Source organism: Proteus hauseri ATCC 700826, assembly GCF_001654965.1.
Taxonomy (GTDB): domain Bacteria; phylum Pseudomonadota; class Gammaproteobacteria; order Enterobacterales; family Enterobacteriaceae; genus Proteus; species Proteus hauseri.
In genome coordinates this window covers 25,500-44,068 of sequence record NZ_LXEV01000004.1, presented here as the reverse complement: position 1 = coordinate 44,068, position 18,569 = coordinate 25,500, and the positions used below count along the sequence as shown (strand labels likewise).

General features: G+C 39.1%; 15 protein-coding genes, 1 tRNA gene and 1 pseudogene. 10 read left to right on the top strand and 7 right to left on the bottom strand.

Annotated features, from left to right (window positions below; all coding sequences use genetic code 11):
* Nucleotides 1-193: 193 nt before the first annotated feature.
* Nucleotides 194-1,393 (bottom strand): BaiN/RdsA family NAD(P)/FAD-dependent oxidoreductase, encoded by a 1,200-nt coding sequence (locus tag M997_RS01260; protein WP_064718308.1) that lies wholly within the window; start codon nt 1,391-1,393, stop codon nt 194-196.
* A gap of 308 nt (nt 1,394-1,701) precedes the next feature.
* Here M997_RS01260 and pitA point away from each other — a divergent pair, with 308 nt between their 5' ends.
* Nucleotides 1,702-3,201 (top strand): inorganic phosphate transporter PitA, encoded by a 1,500-nt coding sequence (pitA, locus tag M997_RS01255; protein WP_064718333.1) that lies wholly within the window; start codon nt 1,702-1,704, stop codon nt 3,199-3,201.
* A gap of 65 nt (nt 3,202-3,266) precedes the next feature.
* Here the strand turns inward: pitA and uspB are convergent, their stop codons facing one another.
* A complete protein-coding gene (gene uspB, locus M997_RS01250) occupies nt 3,267-3,599 on the bottom strand; it encodes a universal stress protein UspB (protein WP_064718307.1) in 333 nt (110 codons plus the stop codon).
* A gap of 404 nt (nt 3,600-4,003) precedes the next feature.
* Here uspB and uspA point away from each other — a divergent pair, with 404 nt between their 5' ends.
* From uspA to M997_RS01235, 3 genes are all read left to right on the top strand, one after another.
* A complete protein-coding gene (gene uspA, locus M997_RS01245; protein ID WP_004246661.1) occupies nt 4,004-4,438 on the top strand; it encodes a universal stress protein UspA in 435 nt (144 codons plus the stop codon).
* A gap of 252 nt (nt 4,439-4,690) precedes the next feature.
* On the top strand, nt 4,691-6,031 hold the full coding sequence (gene gdhA / locus M997_RS01240) for an NADP-specific glutamate dehydrogenase (RefSeq protein ID WP_064718306.1): 1,341 nt from the start codon (nt 4,691-4,693) through the stop codon (nt 6,029-6,031).
* A gap of 143 nt (nt 6,032-6,174) precedes the next feature.
* Complete coding sequence (locus tag M997_RS01235; RefSeq protein WP_064718305.1) at nt 6,175-6,924, top strand: SDR family oxidoreductase; 750 nt, start codon at nt 6,175-6,177, stop codon at nt 6,922-6,924.
* A 103-nt stretch (nt 6,925-7,027) separates the two neighbouring features.
* Here M997_RS01235 and rsmJ read toward each other — a convergent pair whose 3' ends face one another.
* Entirely contained in the window at nt 7,028-7,774 is a 747-nt protein-coding gene (gene rsmJ / locus M997_RS01230; protein WP_064718304.1) for a 16S rRNA (guanine(1516)-N(2))-methyltransferase RsmJ, read from the bottom strand.
* Nucleotides 7,775-7,777: 3 nt separating this feature from the next.
* The gene (gene prlC, locus M997_RS01225; RefSeq protein ID WP_064718303.1) at nt 7,778-9,820 is read right to left on the bottom strand and encodes an oligopeptidase A; all 2,043 of its coding nucleotides are present in this window, start codon (nt 9,818-9,820) and stop codon (nt 7,778-7,780) included.
* Nucleotides 9,821-10,060: 240 nt separating this feature from the next.
* Here prlC and M997_RS01220 point away from each other — a divergent pair.
* Both M997_RS01220 and M997_RS01215 read left to right on the top strand, forming a co-directional pair.
* Nucleotides 10,061-10,155, top strand: a tRNA-Sec gene (locus tag M997_RS01220).
* Nucleotides 10,156-10,316: 161 nt separating this feature from the next.
* Nucleotides 10,317-11,507 (top strand): tyrosine-type recombinase/integrase, encoded by a 1,191-nt coding sequence (locus tag M997_RS01215; protein WP_064718302.1) that lies wholly within the window; start codon nt 10,317-10,319, stop codon nt 11,505-11,507.
* Nucleotides 11,508-11,714: 207 nt separating this feature from the next.
* Here the strand turns inward: M997_RS01215 and drt3b are convergent, their stop codons facing one another.
* The 3 genes and pseudogenes from drt3b to M997_RS17620 all read right to left on the bottom strand — a co-directional run bounded on the left by drt3b (nt 11,715) and on the right by M997_RS17620 (nt 16,060).
* Entirely contained in the window at nt 11,715-13,655 is a 1,941-nt protein-coding gene (gene drt3b / locus M997_RS01210) for an antiviral reverse transcriptase Drt3b (protein ID WP_064718301.1), read from the bottom strand.
* Nucleotides 13,648-14,829 (bottom strand): antiviral reverse transcriptase Drt3a, encoded by a 1,182-nt coding sequence (gene drt3a / locus M997_RS01205; RefSeq protein ID WP_064718300.1) that lies wholly within the window; start codon nt 14,827-14,829, stop codon nt 13,648-13,650. Before drt3a ends, drt3b begins: the two co-directional genes overlap by 8 nt.
* Before the next feature lie 268 nt (nt 14,830-15,097).
* Nucleotides 15,098-16,060: pseudogene (locus tag M997_RS17620) on the bottom strand (IS3 family transposase).
* 181 nt (nt 16,061-16,241) lie between these two features.
* Here M997_RS17620 and M997_RS01190 point away from each other — a divergent pair.
* From M997_RS01190 to M997_RS01175, 4 genes are all read left to right on the top strand, one after another.
* Nucleotides 16,242-16,565, top strand: a complete 324-nt coding sequence (locus M997_RS01190; RefSeq protein ID WP_239994722.1) for a hypothetical protein — start codon at nt 16,242-16,244, stop codon at nt 16,563-16,565.
* A 64-nt stretch (nt 16,566-16,629) separates the two neighbouring features.
* Complete coding sequence (locus M997_RS01185; protein ID WP_064718299.1) at nt 16,630-17,079, top strand: IrmA family protein; 450 nt, start codon at nt 16,630-16,632, stop codon at nt 17,077-17,079.
* A gap of 95 nt (nt 17,080-17,174) precedes the next feature.
* Complete coding sequence (locus M997_RS01180; RefSeq protein ID WP_064718298.1) at nt 17,175-18,209, top strand: virulence RhuM family protein; 1,035 nt, start codon at nt 17,175-17,177, stop codon at nt 18,207-18,209.
* Nucleotides 18,210-18,213: 4 nt separating this feature from the next.
* Nucleotides 18,214-18,552 (top strand): DUF7079 family protein, encoded by a 339-nt coding sequence (locus M997_RS01175; RefSeq protein ID WP_156510796.1) that lies wholly within the window; start codon nt 18,214-18,216, stop codon nt 18,550-18,552.
* The last annotated feature ends 17 nt before the right edge of the window (nt 18,553-18,569 follow it).

Below are 18,569 nucleotides of genomic sequence, written 5' to 3'. Positions count from 1 at the left end.
AAGAGTTACTCATATTCTTTGTAGGGTTATTAAAGTAGAAATAGGAGTAAAATATCGATTATCTCCATATTAAAATAGAGGATATGGCAAGGTTATGAGAATAAATCAAAATTTAAATAATAATAAGCCATCAATAATTTATGATGGCTGTATTTGGTATGTTGTAATTTATAATTTTCAAACTCAATAATACTTATTTAGGCATTGAAATAAGTGCCTGAGCACAGGCATAAGCTGAACTCCACGCCCATTGAAAGTTATATCCGCCTAACCAACCAGTTACATCAACCACTTCGCCAATAAAATAGAGTCCTTTAACGCTGGAAGCTTGCATCGTTTTAGAGGAAAGGGCGCGAGTATCGACGCCTCCTAATGTGACTTCGGCTGTACGATAGCCTTCAGTGCCATTGGGTTGTACTTGCCATGATTGTAGCAGCGTTACAATTTGCTCTATACGTTCATTACTTAGTTGAGCTAAAGCCACATCAGGTAGTTGCTTTGTTTCAATCATTATTTCGATAAGACGTTTTGGCAATAAACGAGAAAGGGTATTTTTTAATGATTGATTAGGGTGCTCTTGGCGCTTTGCTTGCAATAATGCTTGAAGCTCAATATTAGGAAGTAAGTTGATGCTCACATACTCACCAGGATGCCAATAGCTTGATATTTGCAAAATAGCTGGGCCAGAAAGCCCACGGTGAGTAAACAGAATATTTTCTTTAAAGCTAGTACCATCTTTTGCAGTCACTATTGCGGGTACCGCAACACCAGAAAGCGAATTTAGCTGCTCTAATAATGGTTTATGCAAAGTGAAAGGGACTAATCCTGCTCGAGTAGGTAAAACGGGAAGGTTAAATTGCTCTGCGATGCGATAACCAAAAGGGGTAGCACCTAAGCCTGGCATTGAAAGACCACCGCTTGCTATCACTACTGAAGGGGTCGAAATTTCATTACCATCAACAAAAATCGTAAATCCGTCTTCTATTTTTTCTATTTGAGTAACTTCGCTACGTAAGCGAATACTCACTTTCCCTTTTTGGCACTCTGTGAGCAATAAATCAACAATTTGTTGTGCTGAGTCGTCACAAAATAGCTGCCCTAATGTTTTTTCATGATAGGTAATTTTGTATTTTTGTACTAACTCAATAAAATCCCATTGTGTATAGCGAGCAAGTGCTGACTTACAAAAATGGGGATTTTCTGACAAATAGGCAGAAGGCTCGATATACATGTTAGTAAAGTTGCAACGACCGCCTCCTGACATAAGAATTTTTCGACCGGCTTTTTTGCCATTATCGAGCACTAAAACAGATAAACCGGCTTGTCCTGCTATTGATGCACAAAAGAGCCCAGCGGCTCCTGCACCTATAATTACTGTATCGAATGATCCCACAATAAAGTCTCGTTTTTGGTTATCTCTAATTACTTATCAATGATTTTTGCGTAAGATCAGAGTAAATTTGTAAAATTATATGGAGAAATCCACATTTTTCACCTAAATTCTTATTAGCAAGCTGAAATATTGACAGAAATTTACTTTTTTTATTTTTTTGCTAATCTAATGATATATAAAGTATTATTAGAGAAACACTTTGAGTTTCTTAGTTATCAAATCAAAAAAAGGTTAAATTTCGCTTCCACCGTTCGCATTTGTCCATGATAATGCGCCGCGTTCATGTCCAACTAACTGGCTTAACGTCTATGCTACATTTGTTTACTGGCCTGGAATTTCATACAGGTTTAATGTTGGTTTTAGCACTTATTTTTGTGCTATTTTACGAAGCTATCAACGGCTTCCATGATACCGCAAATGCGGTAGCAACTGTTATCTATACTCGTGCAATGCGAGCGCAATTTGCGGTCGTGATGGCGGGTGTGTTTAACTTCCTCGGGGTTTTGCTCGGTGGGTTGAGCGTAGCTTATGCTATTGTTCATTTGTTACCGACAGACCTTCTGCTAAATGTGAGCTCTTCACATGGCCTCGCCATGGTTTTCTCGTTGCTGTTAGCCGCCATTATCTGGAACTTAGGTACATGGTATTTAGGTATTCCAGCATCAAGTTCACATACGCTGATAGGTGCAATTATTGGTATCGGTTTAACGAACGCTATCATCACGGACTCGTCCATTGTTGATGCGTTAAACGTACCAAAAATGATCAGCATCTTCCTTTCACTCATTCTTTCCCCAATTGTTGGTTTAGTTATTGCGGGTGCGATGATTTTTATTCTACGCCGTTACTGGAGTGGAACGAAAAAACGCCGCCGTATTCACCTAACACCAGCAGAACGTGAGAAACAAGATGGTAAGCGTAAGCCACCATTCTGGACTCGTACTGCGCTGATTTTATCTGCGATAGGTGTGAGCTTCTCTCATGGTGCGAATGATGGGCAAAAAGGGATTGGTCTTATCATGCTGGTTCTTATTGGCGTAGCGCCTGCGGGCTTTGTCGTCAATATGAATGCGAGTGGATATGACATCACTCGAACCCATGATGCCGTTGTACATTTACAACAGTATTATGAAAAACATCAGCCAGCATTACAGCACGCTATTGAAAATACACCAGCAGTATCAGCCGAATCTGCAACAGCTGACGATGAATTTCATTGTAATAGTGCAAGAACACCAATTGTTCTTAATCAAACAGAGCAAATGCTTGCAAATATAAGCTCTTACGATGAACTGAGTGCAGACCAACGTGCTCAAATGCGTCGATTACTGATGTGTATTGCCGATACAGCAACAGAAGTTGCTAAGCTACCAGAAACAAGTACCCAAGATGCGCGGTTCTTAAAAACATTGAGTCGTGACCTGCTAAATACAGTGGAATATGCTCCAATTTGGATCATTATCTCTGTTGCTTTAGCGCTCTCTATTGGGACTATGGTTGGTTGGAAGCGTGTTGCCGTAACTATCGGTGAAAAAATTGGTAAGAAAGGTATGACTTACGCTCAAGGTGTTTCTGCTCAGGTAACTGCAGCGGTTTCTATCGGTGTGGCAAGTTATACAGGTATGCCTGTATCAACGACACAAGTACTTTCTTCTGCCGTTGCTGGTACTATGATTATTGATGGTGGTGGTGTTCAAACTAAGACAGTGAAAAGCATTGCCTTGGCTTGGATTTTAACTTTACCTGTTAGTATCATCTTATCTGGTGTGCTTTATTGGATATCGTTATCACTTCTCGTGAGCAGCTGATAACAGTAACAAGATCCTAATTATTGAAAAACGGTGACTTTTGGTCACCGTTTTTTTATCTATAATTAGCAAAATAATAGGGCGATTAGACTTGCGACGACAAGAATACAAAAACGGCTGATAAGGTAAAATTGTCGATAAATTCGCTCGCAGCGCATGATGACTTCAGGATCATGATGGTTAGTATATTGTCGCTGATTAATATAACGAATAAGACGTAGTTGTTTTGAAAACTGCCCATGCGTAGTAAAAAAACCATTGCCATCAACAGATTGATAAAGCAAAGGATCCGATTGGCGCAATATGGATAATAATACCCGAATAGATGAGAAATAACGCATCATATTAATCAGGCAAAGAATACACAGCGCCCAAAATATAACAATGACACTAAACATAATCCCCTCCCTAGAATAATTGATTCTGAGATGAGAAAACCTTTACCTACAGAGGTTATATTTTCTCTTATTTAAGTTTAGGTGAAATTACCGAATAAATAAAAGCGACTTTATTAAGTTGATTAGTTTTTCAAAGAATGGATTAAAAATTAACTCTAAAAGGGTGTTTTTATTATTTTTTGTACTAAATTCACATTATTATGCTCATTTCGATGGCAGCTAGATAGTGCTAATGTAAAATGTAGTATATTGTTATTTACCGATAGATGCTCTCTTGATGTAATTTGCGTTAAGTTGTGATCTAGACGACATCTAACTTTCATCTTAAAACGTTATATTTAATGTAAAGGATATAGGCGTAAAGCCTTTCCGACCGATTAATCAGCTTATGGAAGGAGTTCACGATGGCTTATAAGCATATTCTAGTGGCAGTTGATTTATCCCCTGAGAGTAACGTCTTGGTACAGAAAGCTGTATCTATGGCAAAACCCTATAATGCCAAAGTTTCCTTAATTCACGTTGATGTTAACTATTCTGATCTGTACACGGGTCTAATTGATGTCAACCTTGGTGATATGCAACAGCGCATCACTGATGAAACCCGTAACGCATTAAAAGACCTGTCTGATAACTCTGGTTATGAAATTCAGGAAACACTCAGTGGTAGTGGTGATTTAGGTCAAGTCCTTGTTGATGCAATTAAAAAATACGATATGGATTTAGTCGTTTGTGGTCATCATCAAGATTTCTGGAGTAAGTTGATGTCATCAGCGCGTCAGCTCATCAACACAGTCCATGTTGATATGTTAATTGTTCCTCTAAAAGACGATGAAGAATAATTAATTGCTTTTTTAAGCAAAAAAAATGCCTGCTTATGCAGGTATTTTTTTGCCCACAATTCCTGATTTGAATACCCTTGCGAAGGGTCAAGCTTTTTTTTTTGTCTAATTATGAAAAAAATGTCTTGAAGTGTGAATGTGTTTTAATGATATATTCAAGAGGCAAAACAATATCGACCTCACAAAACCCAAAAATATTCCGAATAAATGAGGTTATACACACATCACATCACACAAAAAAGGAATAGCTGAATGACTATATCTGGCTCGTTGTCTTCATTTTTAGAAGGGGTAGAAAAATATAACGCTCATCAACCTGAGTATCATCAGGCGGTACGTGAAGTATTTACTACTTTGTGGCCTTTTTTAGATAAAAATCCACAATATCGTGAACAATCATTACTTGAGCGATTAGTTGAGCCTGAACGTATTATTCAGTTTCGTGTTTGTTGGTTAGATGACAAAGGACAAGTCCAGGTTAACCGTGCATGGCGTATTCAGTTTAACTCTGCTATTGGCCCTTACAAAGGCGGGATGCGTTTCCACCCTTCCGTTAATCTATCAATCCTAAAATTCCTTGGTTTTGAACAGACTTTTAAAAATGCATTAACTACATTGCCAATGGGTGGCGCTAAAGGTGGTTCAGATTTTAATCCTAAAGGTAAAAGTCATGGTGAAGTAATGCGTTTTTGTCAGGCATTAATGACCGAGCTTTATCGTCATTTAGGCGCAAATACGGATGTGCCCGCAGGTGATATTGGCGTAGGTGCACGAGAAGTTGGCTTTATGGCAGGGATGATGAAAAAACTGTCTAACAGCAATGAATGTGTATTTACGGGCAAAGGGCTTTCTTTTGGTGGTAGTTTAATTCGCCCAGAAGCGACAGGTTACGGTTTAGTTTATTTTACTGACGCAATGCTTAAACGTCATGGTATGTCTCTTGATGGGATGCGTGTAGCGGTTTCTGGCGCAGGTAATGTGGCGCAGTTTACTATCGAGAAATGTTTAGAGTTAGGTGCTAAAGTTGTCACAGCGTCCGATTCTGGTGGGACGGTTGTTGATGAAGCCGGTTTTACAACGGAAAAGCTTGCACGCTTAACTGAGATTAAAAATAACTATGGTCGTGTTGAAGAATATGCCAAAGAGTTTGGTCTGACTTATCTTGCAGGGCAACAACCTTGGGCTGTTGCTGTTGATATTGCACTGCCTTGTGCAACACAAAATGAATTAGATCTTGAAGCGGCTAAAGTGTTAATCAAAAATGGCGTTAAAGCCGTTGCAGAAGGCGCGAATATGCCAACGACAATTGCAGCAACGGATGCCTTTATTGAAGCTGGTGTTTTATTTGCTCCAGGTAAAGCCGCCAATGCAGGTGGTGTGGCCACATCAGGTTTAGAGATGGCTCAAAACGCAGCACGTTTGAGTTGGAAAGCTGAGAAGGTAGATGCTCGTCTACATCATATTATGTTAGATATTCATCACGCTTGCGTAAATTACGGCGGTGAAGGTAAGCAAACTAACTATATTCAAGGTGCCAACATTGCGGGTTTTGTAAAAGTTGCCGATGCGATGCTAGCGCAAGGTGTATTGTAATATTTTTCTTTATTCTGTACGGGTGTTAAACACCCGTCAGACTTTGCCAGATAATCCCCTTATATTCTTAGCCTAATTTTTCATCTGCTATGCTTAAAAGAGTGGCTCTTTAATTGAGTATTCATTTTATAGCAGGAGGATGTATGGCAACTCAGATTGATTTTACACTCCAAAATAAAGTCGCAGTGATCACGGGTGGTGGTGCTGGTATAGGGCTTTCAATGGCTCAAATGTTTATTGAGAAAGGCGCTAAAGTCGCGTTATTAGACAGATCAGAACAGGTTGAGCAAATCGCTCAGCGATTAAATAATGCGGTGGGTATTCAGTGCGATGTTTCAAATGATGAGTCTGTAAAAAGAGCTATACATTCGGTGATTGAAGAGTTTGATCGTATTGATATTTTGGTAAATTGTGCAGGGATTGTGGCATTAGCACCCGCAGAATCACTTTCCCTTGATGATTGGAATAAAACCTTGTCTGTCAATTTAACAGGTACATTTTTATTATGCCAAGAAGTTGGTCGACATATGTTGCAAAGGGGACAAGGTAAAATTATTAATTTAGCTTCTCAAGCTGGGGTTGTCGCATTGCCTGAACATATTGCTTATTGTGCCAGTAAAGCGGCAATTATTAATATGACAAAAGTTATGGCATTAGAATGGGCACCAAAAGGATTACAAATCAATGCAATATCGCCAACTATTGTGATGACTGATTTAGGTAAGAAAGCGTGGGAAGGTGAAAAGGGAGAAAACATGAAGGCTCAAATTCCTGCAAGGCGTTTCGCAGAGCCTGAAGAAATAGCGGCCGCCGCTGTATTCTTAGCGAGTAACGCTTCAGATATGATAAATGGCCATAATCTTGTCATTGATGGTGGATATACTATTCAATAAGCTGAAAAATTAGTATTACAAAAAATTAAAAACTAGTAGCAAAGAGGGGCTAAATGCCCCTCAACTATTTTGTTATTACGAATAAATTGTTATTACGAATAAATTAAATGCAGGGATAAATATCAAAACGATGATTTTTGGTTGTTACACTAGCATGTGAAGGCTGATTGTTTAACGGCTCAGCATAATCAGGACGCTTTACGACTACTCGTTTTTTCGCCAAATTCATTGCTGGTGCCAGTAATGCATCTGCATCTTCATCGGCACCCACTAAAGATTGAAATACGCGCATCTCTTTTTTAACTAATGCACTTTTAGTTTTATGGGGATACATAGGGTCTAAATAAACCACATCGGGTTGTGGTGTTATTTCAGTTAATGCTTGGATTGATGAAGCATGAATTAATTTCATGCGCTCTTGCATCCACTCACCAATATCCGCATCTGCATAAGCCCGTGTTAAACCATCTTCAAGCAATGCAGCAACAACAGGATGGCGCTCGACCATTCTTACGTTACAGCCAATAGAAGCAAGTACAAAGGCATCTCGACCTAACCCGGCTGTTGCATCCACAACATCGGGTAAATAATCTTTTTTAATACCGATAGCTTTTGCAACAGCTTCGCCACGGCCACCACCAAATTTACGACGATGTGCCATAGTGCCACCAACAAAATCAACGTAAATACCCCCTAATTTAGGCTCATCTTGTTTACGTAGCTCAAGGTGAGTTGGCGTTAAAACTAACGCCATTACTTGAGTATCGTCGTGAACCAATCCCCAACGGGCGGCTAAATCAGATAAGGCGCTGTTATCAGCGCCTTCTTCACAAACTAAACAGATATTCACAGGTTACCCTTTAATGCCATAGCCTTTGAGCATTGCATCAAGCTTAGGCTCACGACCACGGAAGCGTTTAAATAGTTCCATTGGTTCTTCTGAACCACCACGCGTTAAAATGTTATCAAGGAATGATTGGCCTGTTTCGCGGTTAAAAATACCTTCTTCAGAGAAACGAGAGAATGCATCCGCAGCTAAAACATCCGCCCATAAGTAGCTGTAATAGCCCGCAGCATAACCGCCTGCAAAGATATGACTAAAGGCATGAGGGAAACGCGCCCACGGTGCAGAAGGTACCACAGAGACTTTCTCTTTCACGCTATTTAAAATTTCCATAATACGAGCCCCTTTTTCTGGTGAGTACTCAGCGTGTAAACGGAAATCAAATAGACCAAATTCTAATTGGCGTAGAACAAACATTGCAGATTGATAATTTTTTGCTGTTAACATATTTTCTAACATTGCTTGTGGCAGAGGCTCACCCGTTTCGTAATGTCCAGAAATAAAGGCTAATGCTTCAGGCTCCCAGCACCAGTTTTCCATAAATTGGCTTGGCAATTCGACTGCATCCCAAGGCACACCATTAATACCCGCAACATCAGCGGTATCAATTTGCGTTAGCATATGATGTAAGCCATGACCGAATTCATGGAATAGCGTTGTGACTTCATTATGAGTGAAGAGTGCTGGCTTATCGCCTACAGGTTTATTGAAATTGCAGGTGAGATAAGCAACTGGGTTTTGTAGTGAGCCATCAGCATGACGCATTCTACCAATACAATCATCCATCCACGCACCGCCACGCTTATGTTCACGGGCATATAAATCGAGATAGAAACTGCCGCGTAGGGTATTGCTTTCATCATAAAGCTCAAAGAAACGCACATCATCATGCCATGTGTCGATATCTTTACGTTCTTTAGCGGTTAAACCATAAATACGATGAACTACTTCAAATAATCCACTGAGGGCACGTTGTTCAGGAAAATAAGGACGTAATTGTTCATCATCGATGGAAAATAGATGTTGTTTTTGTTTTTCACTGTAATAAGCCAGATCCCAAGGTTCTAACTTATCAACACCATAGTGTTCTTTGGCAAATTGCGTTAATTCAGCGAGCTCTGCTTCACCTTGTGAATGAGCGCGTTGTGCTAAATCAGTTAAGAAATTAAGGACTTGCTCTGGTGATTGTGCCATTTTAGTTGCTAGTGATTTTTCAGCGTAGTTTTTAAAACCTAACAACTGTGCTAATTCATGACGCAACGCTAAGATTTCAGCCATAATCTCACTGTTATCCCACTGATCCGCATTAGGGCCTTGATCGGAGGCTCGCGTGCTATAAGCGATGCTCATCTCTTTTCTAAGTTCGCGGTTATCAGCGTAAGTCATTACAGGCAAATAACTAGGCATATCAAGTGTTAATAGATAGCCCTCTTGTTCTTTAGACTCTGCAATAGCTTTGGCTGCATCAATAGCGCTTTGTGGCATCCCCGCTAAGTCATTTACATCGGTAATTAATTTAGACCAACCCATTGTTGCATCTAACACATTATTACCAAATTTTGCGCCAAGCTCTGACATACGCGCACTAATTTCACCAAAACGTTGTTGTTTTTCTTTTGATAAGCCAATACCAGATAACTCAAAATCGCGTAGTGCGTTTTCTATGGCTTTTTTCTGTGGTTGGGTGAGGTGATTAAAATCAGCACTTTCTTTTATTGATTTATAGGCTTGATATAACCCTTCATGTTGACCCATCCAAGTACTAAATTCAGAGAGTAATGGTAAACTTTGTTCATAAGCTTCGCGCAATTCAGCACAGTTTCTTACTGAATTTAAATGACTAACAGGAGACCATGCTCGGGCAAGTTTATCGCCCGCTTCAGCTAAAGGCTGACAAAGGTTATCCCAGCTAAATTGAGTATTGTCAGCGAGTAATTTCTCAACAGTTGCGCGATAGGTTGCTAAAATTTCTTTCAGTGCAGGTACAACGTGTTCTGGTTTTATTTGGGAGAATGCAGGTAATCCCGTTGTGCTAACTAATGGATTTGACATAAAAACATCCTGTTAATTGGGTTGTAGTGATATGAAACACACCACTAATGTTTATTCGTTATAGATAGTAAGATGAGGATGAAACAGTATAAGTTCAATAGTATCGCGGTCATTATCAGCAGTTTTACTCAAAAATGGGATTATTTTCTTTGAAAGAGGTTTTATTGATTTAGGATACTTGGGAATATAAAGGATTCAGCGTATAATCAGCTCGTTATTTCCTAATAATACTCCTAAAAAGGAAGATCATCGTCCCCGGTGGGGCGGCTGGACTTCAAATCCAGATGGGGCCGCCAGCGGTCCTTGGCAGGTTCGACTCCTGTGATCTTCCGCCACTCAAGTTTTATACATATCTGCAAATTTCAATTTATTCCTTAAATATCAGCTATTAAACCACGTTTAATTCGGCTGATATCAACCAAAATCAACCTACATCAATAGGTTTTTGAAGACATATTAAAGGGCGCTAAAACTCTCCCAAAATGAGGTGCCCCCAATGGCATTCACCGCCCGTCAGGTTGAGACTGCAAAGCCTAAAGAAAAGTCATATAAATTCTTTGATGGTGGTGGTTTATATCTTGAAGTTACCGCTAAAGGCTCAAGCTACTGGAGAATGAAGTATCGCTTTGGTGATAAAGAAAAAAGATTAGCTTTTGGTGTTTTTCCTACCGTGACACTTGCTGAAGCACGTGAAATGAGAAACCAAGCAAAAAAGGTACTTGCTGCTGGTGGTGATCCCGGAGAAGTGAAAAAAGAAGAGAAGGCGATTCAAAAGCTCAGTACAGGAAATACGTTTGAAGCTATTGCTCGCGAATGGCATAAATCGAAAGCAGATCGCTGGTCACTGCGTTACCGTGATGAAATTATTGATACCTTTGAAAAAGATATCTTTCCTTATATAGGTAAACGTCCTATAACGGAAATTAAGCCATTAGAGCTGCTAGAAACCCTGCGAAAAATGGAGAAGCGCGGAGCCTTAGAAAATATGCGCAAAGTCCGCCAGCGCTGCGGAGAGGTCTATAGATACGCAATCATTACAGGGCGGGCTGAATATAACCCTGCACCGGATCTGGCTTCAGCGCTTACCCCACCGAAAAAACAACATTTTCCATTCTTAACCGCTGAAGAGTTACCTTATTTCCTAAAGGATTTAGCTGGTTACACGGGGAGTATTATTACTAAAACTGCGACTAAAATTATTTTACTAACAGCAGTCAGAACACAAGAACTCCGCTTTGCTCGTTGGCAGGATATTGATTTAGAAAAAGGGATTTGGGAGATCCCTGCTGAAGTGATGAAAATGAAGCGACCACATGTTGTGCCGTTATCAAAACAGGTGATTGAGCTGTTTAATTCACTTAAGCCGCTATCAGGGCATTATGAGCTTGTCTTTATAGGCCGTAATGACCATAGAAAACCAATCAGTAAGGAAAGCGTAAATCAGGTTATTGAGTTGTTGGGGTATAAAGGAAGGCTAACAGGACATGGCTTCCGCCACACAATGAGCACAATTTTGCATGAGAAAGGATTTAATTCAGTATGGATTGAAACCCAGCTCGCGCATATTGATAAAAACGCGATCCGTGGCACGTATAACCATGCCCAGTATATGGATGGACGCAGGGAAATGATGCAGTGGTATGCGGATTACATGGATGAGTTGGAGGGGATTAAGTGTCCACTATGACCCAGTGTTAGACATTTTTGAGTAACAAGCACATGAGTTTATGCTTGATGGGGTGCCGTCCACCTCCTATCGTGTGTGTGGCTGCAATTACTTGCAGCCCATACAAACATCCGAACAATCTTATATTAAACAGCGTGTTTAAAACACAGTTTTAATGCTTGATTGCTAAGGTGAATGCAGAAGCCTACGGAGGCAGACGGCATAGATTTAACTGTATGAGAAAATGTACTCTTTCTTTTCTAGGCTAGCTTTCAAATAATTTGGATCACGCCAAGCTACCACAAAGTCATTCTTTAGGGCTGTTCTTCCCTGAGCTACTGAATCGAATGTTACAGGTTTTCTCTTGTTACCGAAAGTTATTTTTTTTACTGCGTCCATCGTTGTTGTTCTGATATTTTCATCAATATGAGGACATGCAAGATAATCAAAATAGAATATAAAATACTCTGTATCTATAAACATATTCTCATGTTCAAGTAAATATTTATTGGCTAACTGAACTAATTGGTCGTGGATAATGTGATATTGAGGTCTAGGACCAATGTAAAGCATAAAAGTAACCCAACGAAAATAAAAATCGTTAGTTTCTGAATTGGAATTCAAAGAGTTGATGTATTCTTCTAGCTTACTTGGCGGAAGTTGATATTCTTTAGGTAACATAGTTAAGATCATCAACAAATTCAGAGTTTCTAATCCAATAATGTCATTGGCATGATCAATATAAATATTTATAGCTTGCTTAACGTGGTCAAATATTTTTTTATTTATAATATCAAGGTAAGTTTGTGACCAACCTGATGTTCTATCAATAAGTTCGCTTATAAGTCTAGCTAGCCTATCCGTCGGTCTTATTCTAATATCCATAGTATGAATAAAAAACAAAACGTCTAAATCGACAATAATCCAATTTATGTGGTGTTCTTGCAATGTATTAATATTTGATAGTTTTAATATGTAAGAGTCAATTTTTTTCGTGATAGCACTAAATAAATAGTTTGAAATAGAGCTATATTCTACTTTGTAATTAGCTAATGCCATTTTTATTTCAGATATTGCTCTATTAGCTTTTGAACCAGGTCGTTGTAATTTAACTATTGGATCATCATCAATCTCAACTACTTTATTGTATCGCGATAAATAAAATTCACTTACGGTGTTTCTTAAAGAGTGTTTGGTTAATGAGATATCAGTAGCAAATGGCCTAGAAGCTATTATTGTCTTTGCATCATTTAAGTACATTTTGTAATCTAGCAAGCAAGCCTCTAGGTGCTTTACGATATTTTGCCTAACCTTATCTGAACGATAAAAAATAAAGTAATCATCAACATACCTTCTAAAATCAAAATCCTTCGAGATGGAATAACCATGCGCTTGCATTCTATCCACTAAATTTAAGTCTATTCTCTGCAATATAATTTCAGAAAATATTCTACTAACTTCAGGGCCTATAAGAATACCGTTGGTTTCCCGATAATTTGTCAACTGCATCAAATTGTCGAATTCACCGTCAAAGCTACCTTTAGGTTTAGCTTTAGCTAGATTCTTATTTTTCACTGCCCAGCCAATTGAGTGGGTGTAAATACTCGGAAAGCATTTTGATACATCAACTTGTAACATACTATGAAATTTTTTTTCAAGTCTATGGTATTCATATGACTCAAAAAAACGATATAAGAATGGGTAGGCTTTATACTTAAAGTATGAACTTGAAACAATACGATCTTCATGTTCAGCTTCGACTCCATCAGAAACCTTAGAACTTTGTTGAGTTTTACCATAAAATTTATTAGTTTTTCTGTATGGATGTCTTAAAGAGTGTTTAGACTTAGTACAGTAATACTCTATAAGATCCCCGTATTCCTCATAAAAATCACATACTTTTAACTGAGCCGCTGGGTGCATAATAGATATGGAACGGGGCGTTTTATTTCCACCACGACTAACTAGATAATCTAATGGTATATAAGTACCTGTACTAGCATCGAAGTTAATACCAGATATCGTACCATAGGAGTTACGATGATTTTTATTATGAAATCTTTTATACATCGTGAAATTAGAATACCATAGTGGTAATTCATAAGGCAGAACATCTGTTAATAATGCTCTATATTTATCTTTAGTATTAACTTTAATTATTTTAGACATGTTTCCAAACCTGCATTATGTTTGCTGTTTGCTTTCTAGTGAATTTTCCCGTGCTACCTTTTCTGGCATTACCATAAAATGATATTTTTTTTATCTTAGCTATTTCTAATGGCGTCAAGTTAAATCTTGAATTATTTAATTGATTTATAAGAAATCCATCTATAGTTTTCAAGGATTCAAAGTTATCTGTAGAGTATTGATAGTTATGTGCTATTCCAGCCAAAAGGTTGCCATTCCTTCCTTTCTTAACTACTTTTAATAAACTCAGGAATTCAATTCTTCGCTTCAACATTTTTAGATCTTTATTTTTATTATTTTCATATAATGACTTCAATATTTTAGATTTTATTTTATTTATTTTTGATTTGGAAATAGTAACATCGACTTGATTAGGTTTGTTAGTCTTAGCTGTAACGCAAATAGAATATCCTAAATAATTAAAATTAGCGTTCTTAGAAGAACCTGAGAATTTTTTATTTTCACTTTCGTTAAATTCTAGCCCCATATCAACAAGAGTATTGTTTAGATCAATTTCTAGTTTTTTTTTCTTGCTGGCTGTTGTAATTAATATTATATCATCAACATATCTAGCACTATAAATTACATCATTGTTTGATGCTATTTTCTTATCAAGTTCTTCTAGATATAGTTCTGCGAGAGTAGGACTTATTGATAATCCTCTAGGTAAACCATGAAACCCGAATCCATTCTTCAATTGCTGATTAGTATTATTCAATAATTTTATACAGTCTGGAGATAAAATTAGATCATCCTGAAATTTAGCAATCATTTTCTCAAAACTAATGCTTTCGTAGCAGTTTTTAATATCTAACCGAAGAATATGATAATCACCAGAATCTTTTAGCAAAGTAAGCACTTGCTTCACAATTCGGTTACGATCAGACTGTCTAACTTTATATATTCTTCTTATAAATCTATCTAGAAGTTTTATAGCAAATGCATCTTCAACTCGACTAGGTGTAAAAACAGTTTTCCCGTTTACCACTTTTGTTTTTATAGGAGACAAGTACAAACCATTTGTTTTCCAGTATCCAATAGTCTGTTCTAATGATGCGTCAACATCTCCAAATTTTGACAATAAATCCCATCTCCAAACATCGGTAGATGAAATTACTTTGGATAGCTGTTCTTTATTAAAAACTTGTTTCAACATGATTATTTTTATCCAAAAACACTAATTTTGAGCATTTACAAGAAAATTTAACTCGATGAAGAAATAAAACATTAGAGTACCACCGTATCAGATGCTTTAGAGTTATAGTAAATAATCTATCAAGGCTAGGAATACTTAATACTGCTTTATGTTAGCATACACAGGGCTAGTCCTCTTTAGATTCAAATCACTTACATCTAAACGTACCTTTAGTGAGGTTCGAATTTCTACCAAACGACCAAATGACCAAATTGTAAGTACACCCGTTTCAGTTCCACACACTTTTTGAGATTTCGTTATTTTCAGCTAATAACCGGTATTCTTCCGGCGTCAGATTATTCAGGGATTCGTGTGGACGCTCCCGGTTATATTCCCTCAGCCAGCGTTCTGTGATTTCCCGTACTTCATTCAGTGTCCGGACCATTATCCATCCGTATTTTCACCGGGTATCCGCGTGTTGCAACTATTCTGTCCAATACCCGGACGACACGTTGGGCCGGGATATTCAGATCAATTTCTATCGCCAGTGCTTCACGATTAAAATCATCCACGATATTGAACGTCCTGAAACGCCTGCCGCAGATCAACGCATCATGCATAAAATCAACCGACCAGCTCTGATTCAGTGCTTCCGGCGTTGCCAGCGGTGCCGGATTACGCACAGGCAGACGTTGTTTGCCTTTACGGCGAAAGTTCAGCTTCAGCAGACAATAGATCCGGTGAACGCGCTTATGATTCCATCCGTTGCCCTGCCTGCGCAGGATCTGAAACAGCTTTTTAAACCCGTAACGGGGATAACGTTCTGCCGCCTCTGTCAGCGCCTGTATCACCGGTTCATTCCGCCGGGTATCCGGTTTGTAAAAATACACCGTTCTGCTCAGCGATAAGGCCCGGCAGGCGTGACGGATGCTCATCGAATACTGTTCGATAAGGTAACTGACAAGCTCCCGCTTTACCGCTGTTTTTAAAGCTTTTTTTCGATAACATCCTTCAGTGCCCGGCACTCAAGACTCAGGTCAGCAAACATCTGTTTTAAACGCCGGTTTTCCTCTTCAAGATCTTTTAATTTTTTAATATCAGAGGCTTCCATCCCACCATATTTAGCTTTCCAGTTGTAGTAGCTGGCTTCGGATATACCGGCTTCACGGCAGACATCTTTGACTGTCCGTCCGGCTTCAACGGACTTCAGAACGGCGATAATCTGATGTTCAGTAAATCGGGCTTTGCGCATGGCGATCTCCTCAGGATACATATCAGTATGGATGAAGATCTCTGAAAGTGAATGAGACTTTTTTCCGGGATACTTACATGCCACCAGCCAGCCCCCTAAAAATATCATTTGGGAGTATAACGGTGATGGCGGTAAAACCTTATGGCAAGTGTGTGGGGGCCAAAACAGTAGCTGTAGGATTGTGGGCTCAACCAAACATTATGTTGCTGTACTGAATCATAAATCCGCGTCAGGCTGTGCATTTGGTGATTTCTACATCGTGGCAAGAACTGACGGAAACTGGCAACAACGCGATACGGGCACTTGTAGCCCTAACGCTTATGTCCAAAAAGGATACATTAATAACGGGCAATATTCGTCAGTTGATATTGGTGTCAACGGTACTATCGTCAAACGCTATCCGATAGGTTATTGGAACCAGCAAAAAGAATTATCAGGTAAAAAACGCCCACGTTGGAAAGAAAAGGACCGCACTAAAGGCGGATTGCAAACCAACCAACAATAAATAACATTCTCGCTATCGTTACTTGCGGTAGCGGGGACGATACAAGATAACAAAAGGTAACGTAATGAATAAGATAAAAAGCCTATTTGCGATAAAACTATTGATAGTTAGTACATTTAGCTTGGCTGAAGAACAACAGCGTTATGCGAGCATCACACATACCAGCTCAAATTTTATTAACCAAGGTTACTGTGGTTATTCATTTACCCTCGATAATGGCGGTAACCATATGGTGTTAGACCATGCGGAGTTTGGTGCGCTGGAGATAACCTTGAGAATGAAAGATGGGCAAGGAAAAGTATTAGGGGATACGGTACTGGAAGTGGAACCTTTTGGCGATTCTAGTGCAACGCGTGCGACCTTTACAGGATTGGAAATTCCTTGTGAAGATGTTGCTGAGTTTGAAGTGGTTAAAGCCGTGGAAGATCAGAACGGGCGTAAGATTGAATTGCCGTTATCGATTTTTCAGGCTAATAATCCAGAGTTAGCGAAGATGTCAGTTGCAAGCAACTAATTGATTTAAGTATTTTAACATTTATTTTTCTGGGTATATTGGTAGCATTGGTTTTTATTTGATTGAGATAGTGCTCAGTGAGCGGAGGCAATGTAATGAGTGATAATCTTCCTGAAGCACCACAGGGCGAATTTGTTTTGTTCCGAAGTGAAGATGGTCAAACTCGCGTCGAATGCCGCTTTGAATCTGATACTTTGTGGTTATCTCAAGCCTCGATTTGTGAACTTTATGGTAAAGCTAAAGCCACGATTAGTGAGCATATCAGCAATATTTTTACTGAAGGCGAGTTAATCGAAGATTCAGTTGTTCGGTTTTACCGAACAACTGCGGATGATGCTAAACAGTACAATGTGAAATACTTCAATCTTTCTATGATCCTCGCTGTTGGCTACCGCGTCCGATCTGTTCGCGGAACGCAGTTTCGTCAGTGGGCAACGCAAACGCTGGAGCAGTATCTGATCAAAGGGTTTGTGATGGACGATGAGCGGCTAAAAAACCCGCCTGTTGGTCAATCAGTCGTGCCTGATTACTTTGATGAGATACTCGAACGCATCCGTGATATTCGCGCCAGTGAACGTCGGGTGTATTTACGGGTGAAAGAGATCTTCACCATGGCAGCGGATTACGAGCCTTCCAATAAAGAAACAACTCGTTTCTTCCAAACCATTCAAAACAAATTGCATTTTGCTTGTACCGGCATGACTGCTGCTGAATTAATTAACAGCCGCGCAGATGCCAGTCAGCCAGATATGGGTTTAACTAGCTATAAGTCGGACGAAGTGCGTAAAACGGATGTAACGATTGCGAAGAATTATCTACGAGAAAATGAGCTCAAAGAATTAAACCGTATCGTCAATATGTGGCTCGACTTTGCCGAAGACCAAGCGCTGCGCCGTAAGCAAGTTTTCTTACAAGATTGGGATACCAAGCTAGATCAGTTTTTAAGTTTCAATGATCGAGACGTATTACAAGGTGCTGGTGGTATTAGCAAAAAAGCAGCCGATGAGAAAGCCAAAGCAGTGTTTGATATTTTTGCTCAAAAACGCCGTCAATTAAAAGAGGCGGAAGGGGCGAGGGCGAATATTGCAGTGTTGAAAGATTTGCTGAAAACAAGTAAGCAAAAGAAGTGATGTGGTGAATACAAGTAAACTGTTTACAGACAAAGATCTCTGTGCCGCATTATCCGACATATTTGTGGGCAATTGGGTGGATTACCAATATATCGCCTCGGTCGCAAAACATTTTCCCGTTGAGTATGTTCAAGTCATGCTGTGTCGGTATGTTGCTCCTATCTGCTACTGTAATATGTTATCCCCTGTACCTCCAGTATGGACTGCTTTTGATGCAGATGAATTATGGGAAGATATTGGTATATTGAAAAATAAAGAGCAAAGCTTATTTGGTAAATTTACCATAAATCTGTTATTCATTTTTGAATATTTAAGGCACTGTAAACTGTTCCTATTCAGGTAAAAATATAAAGAGGACTA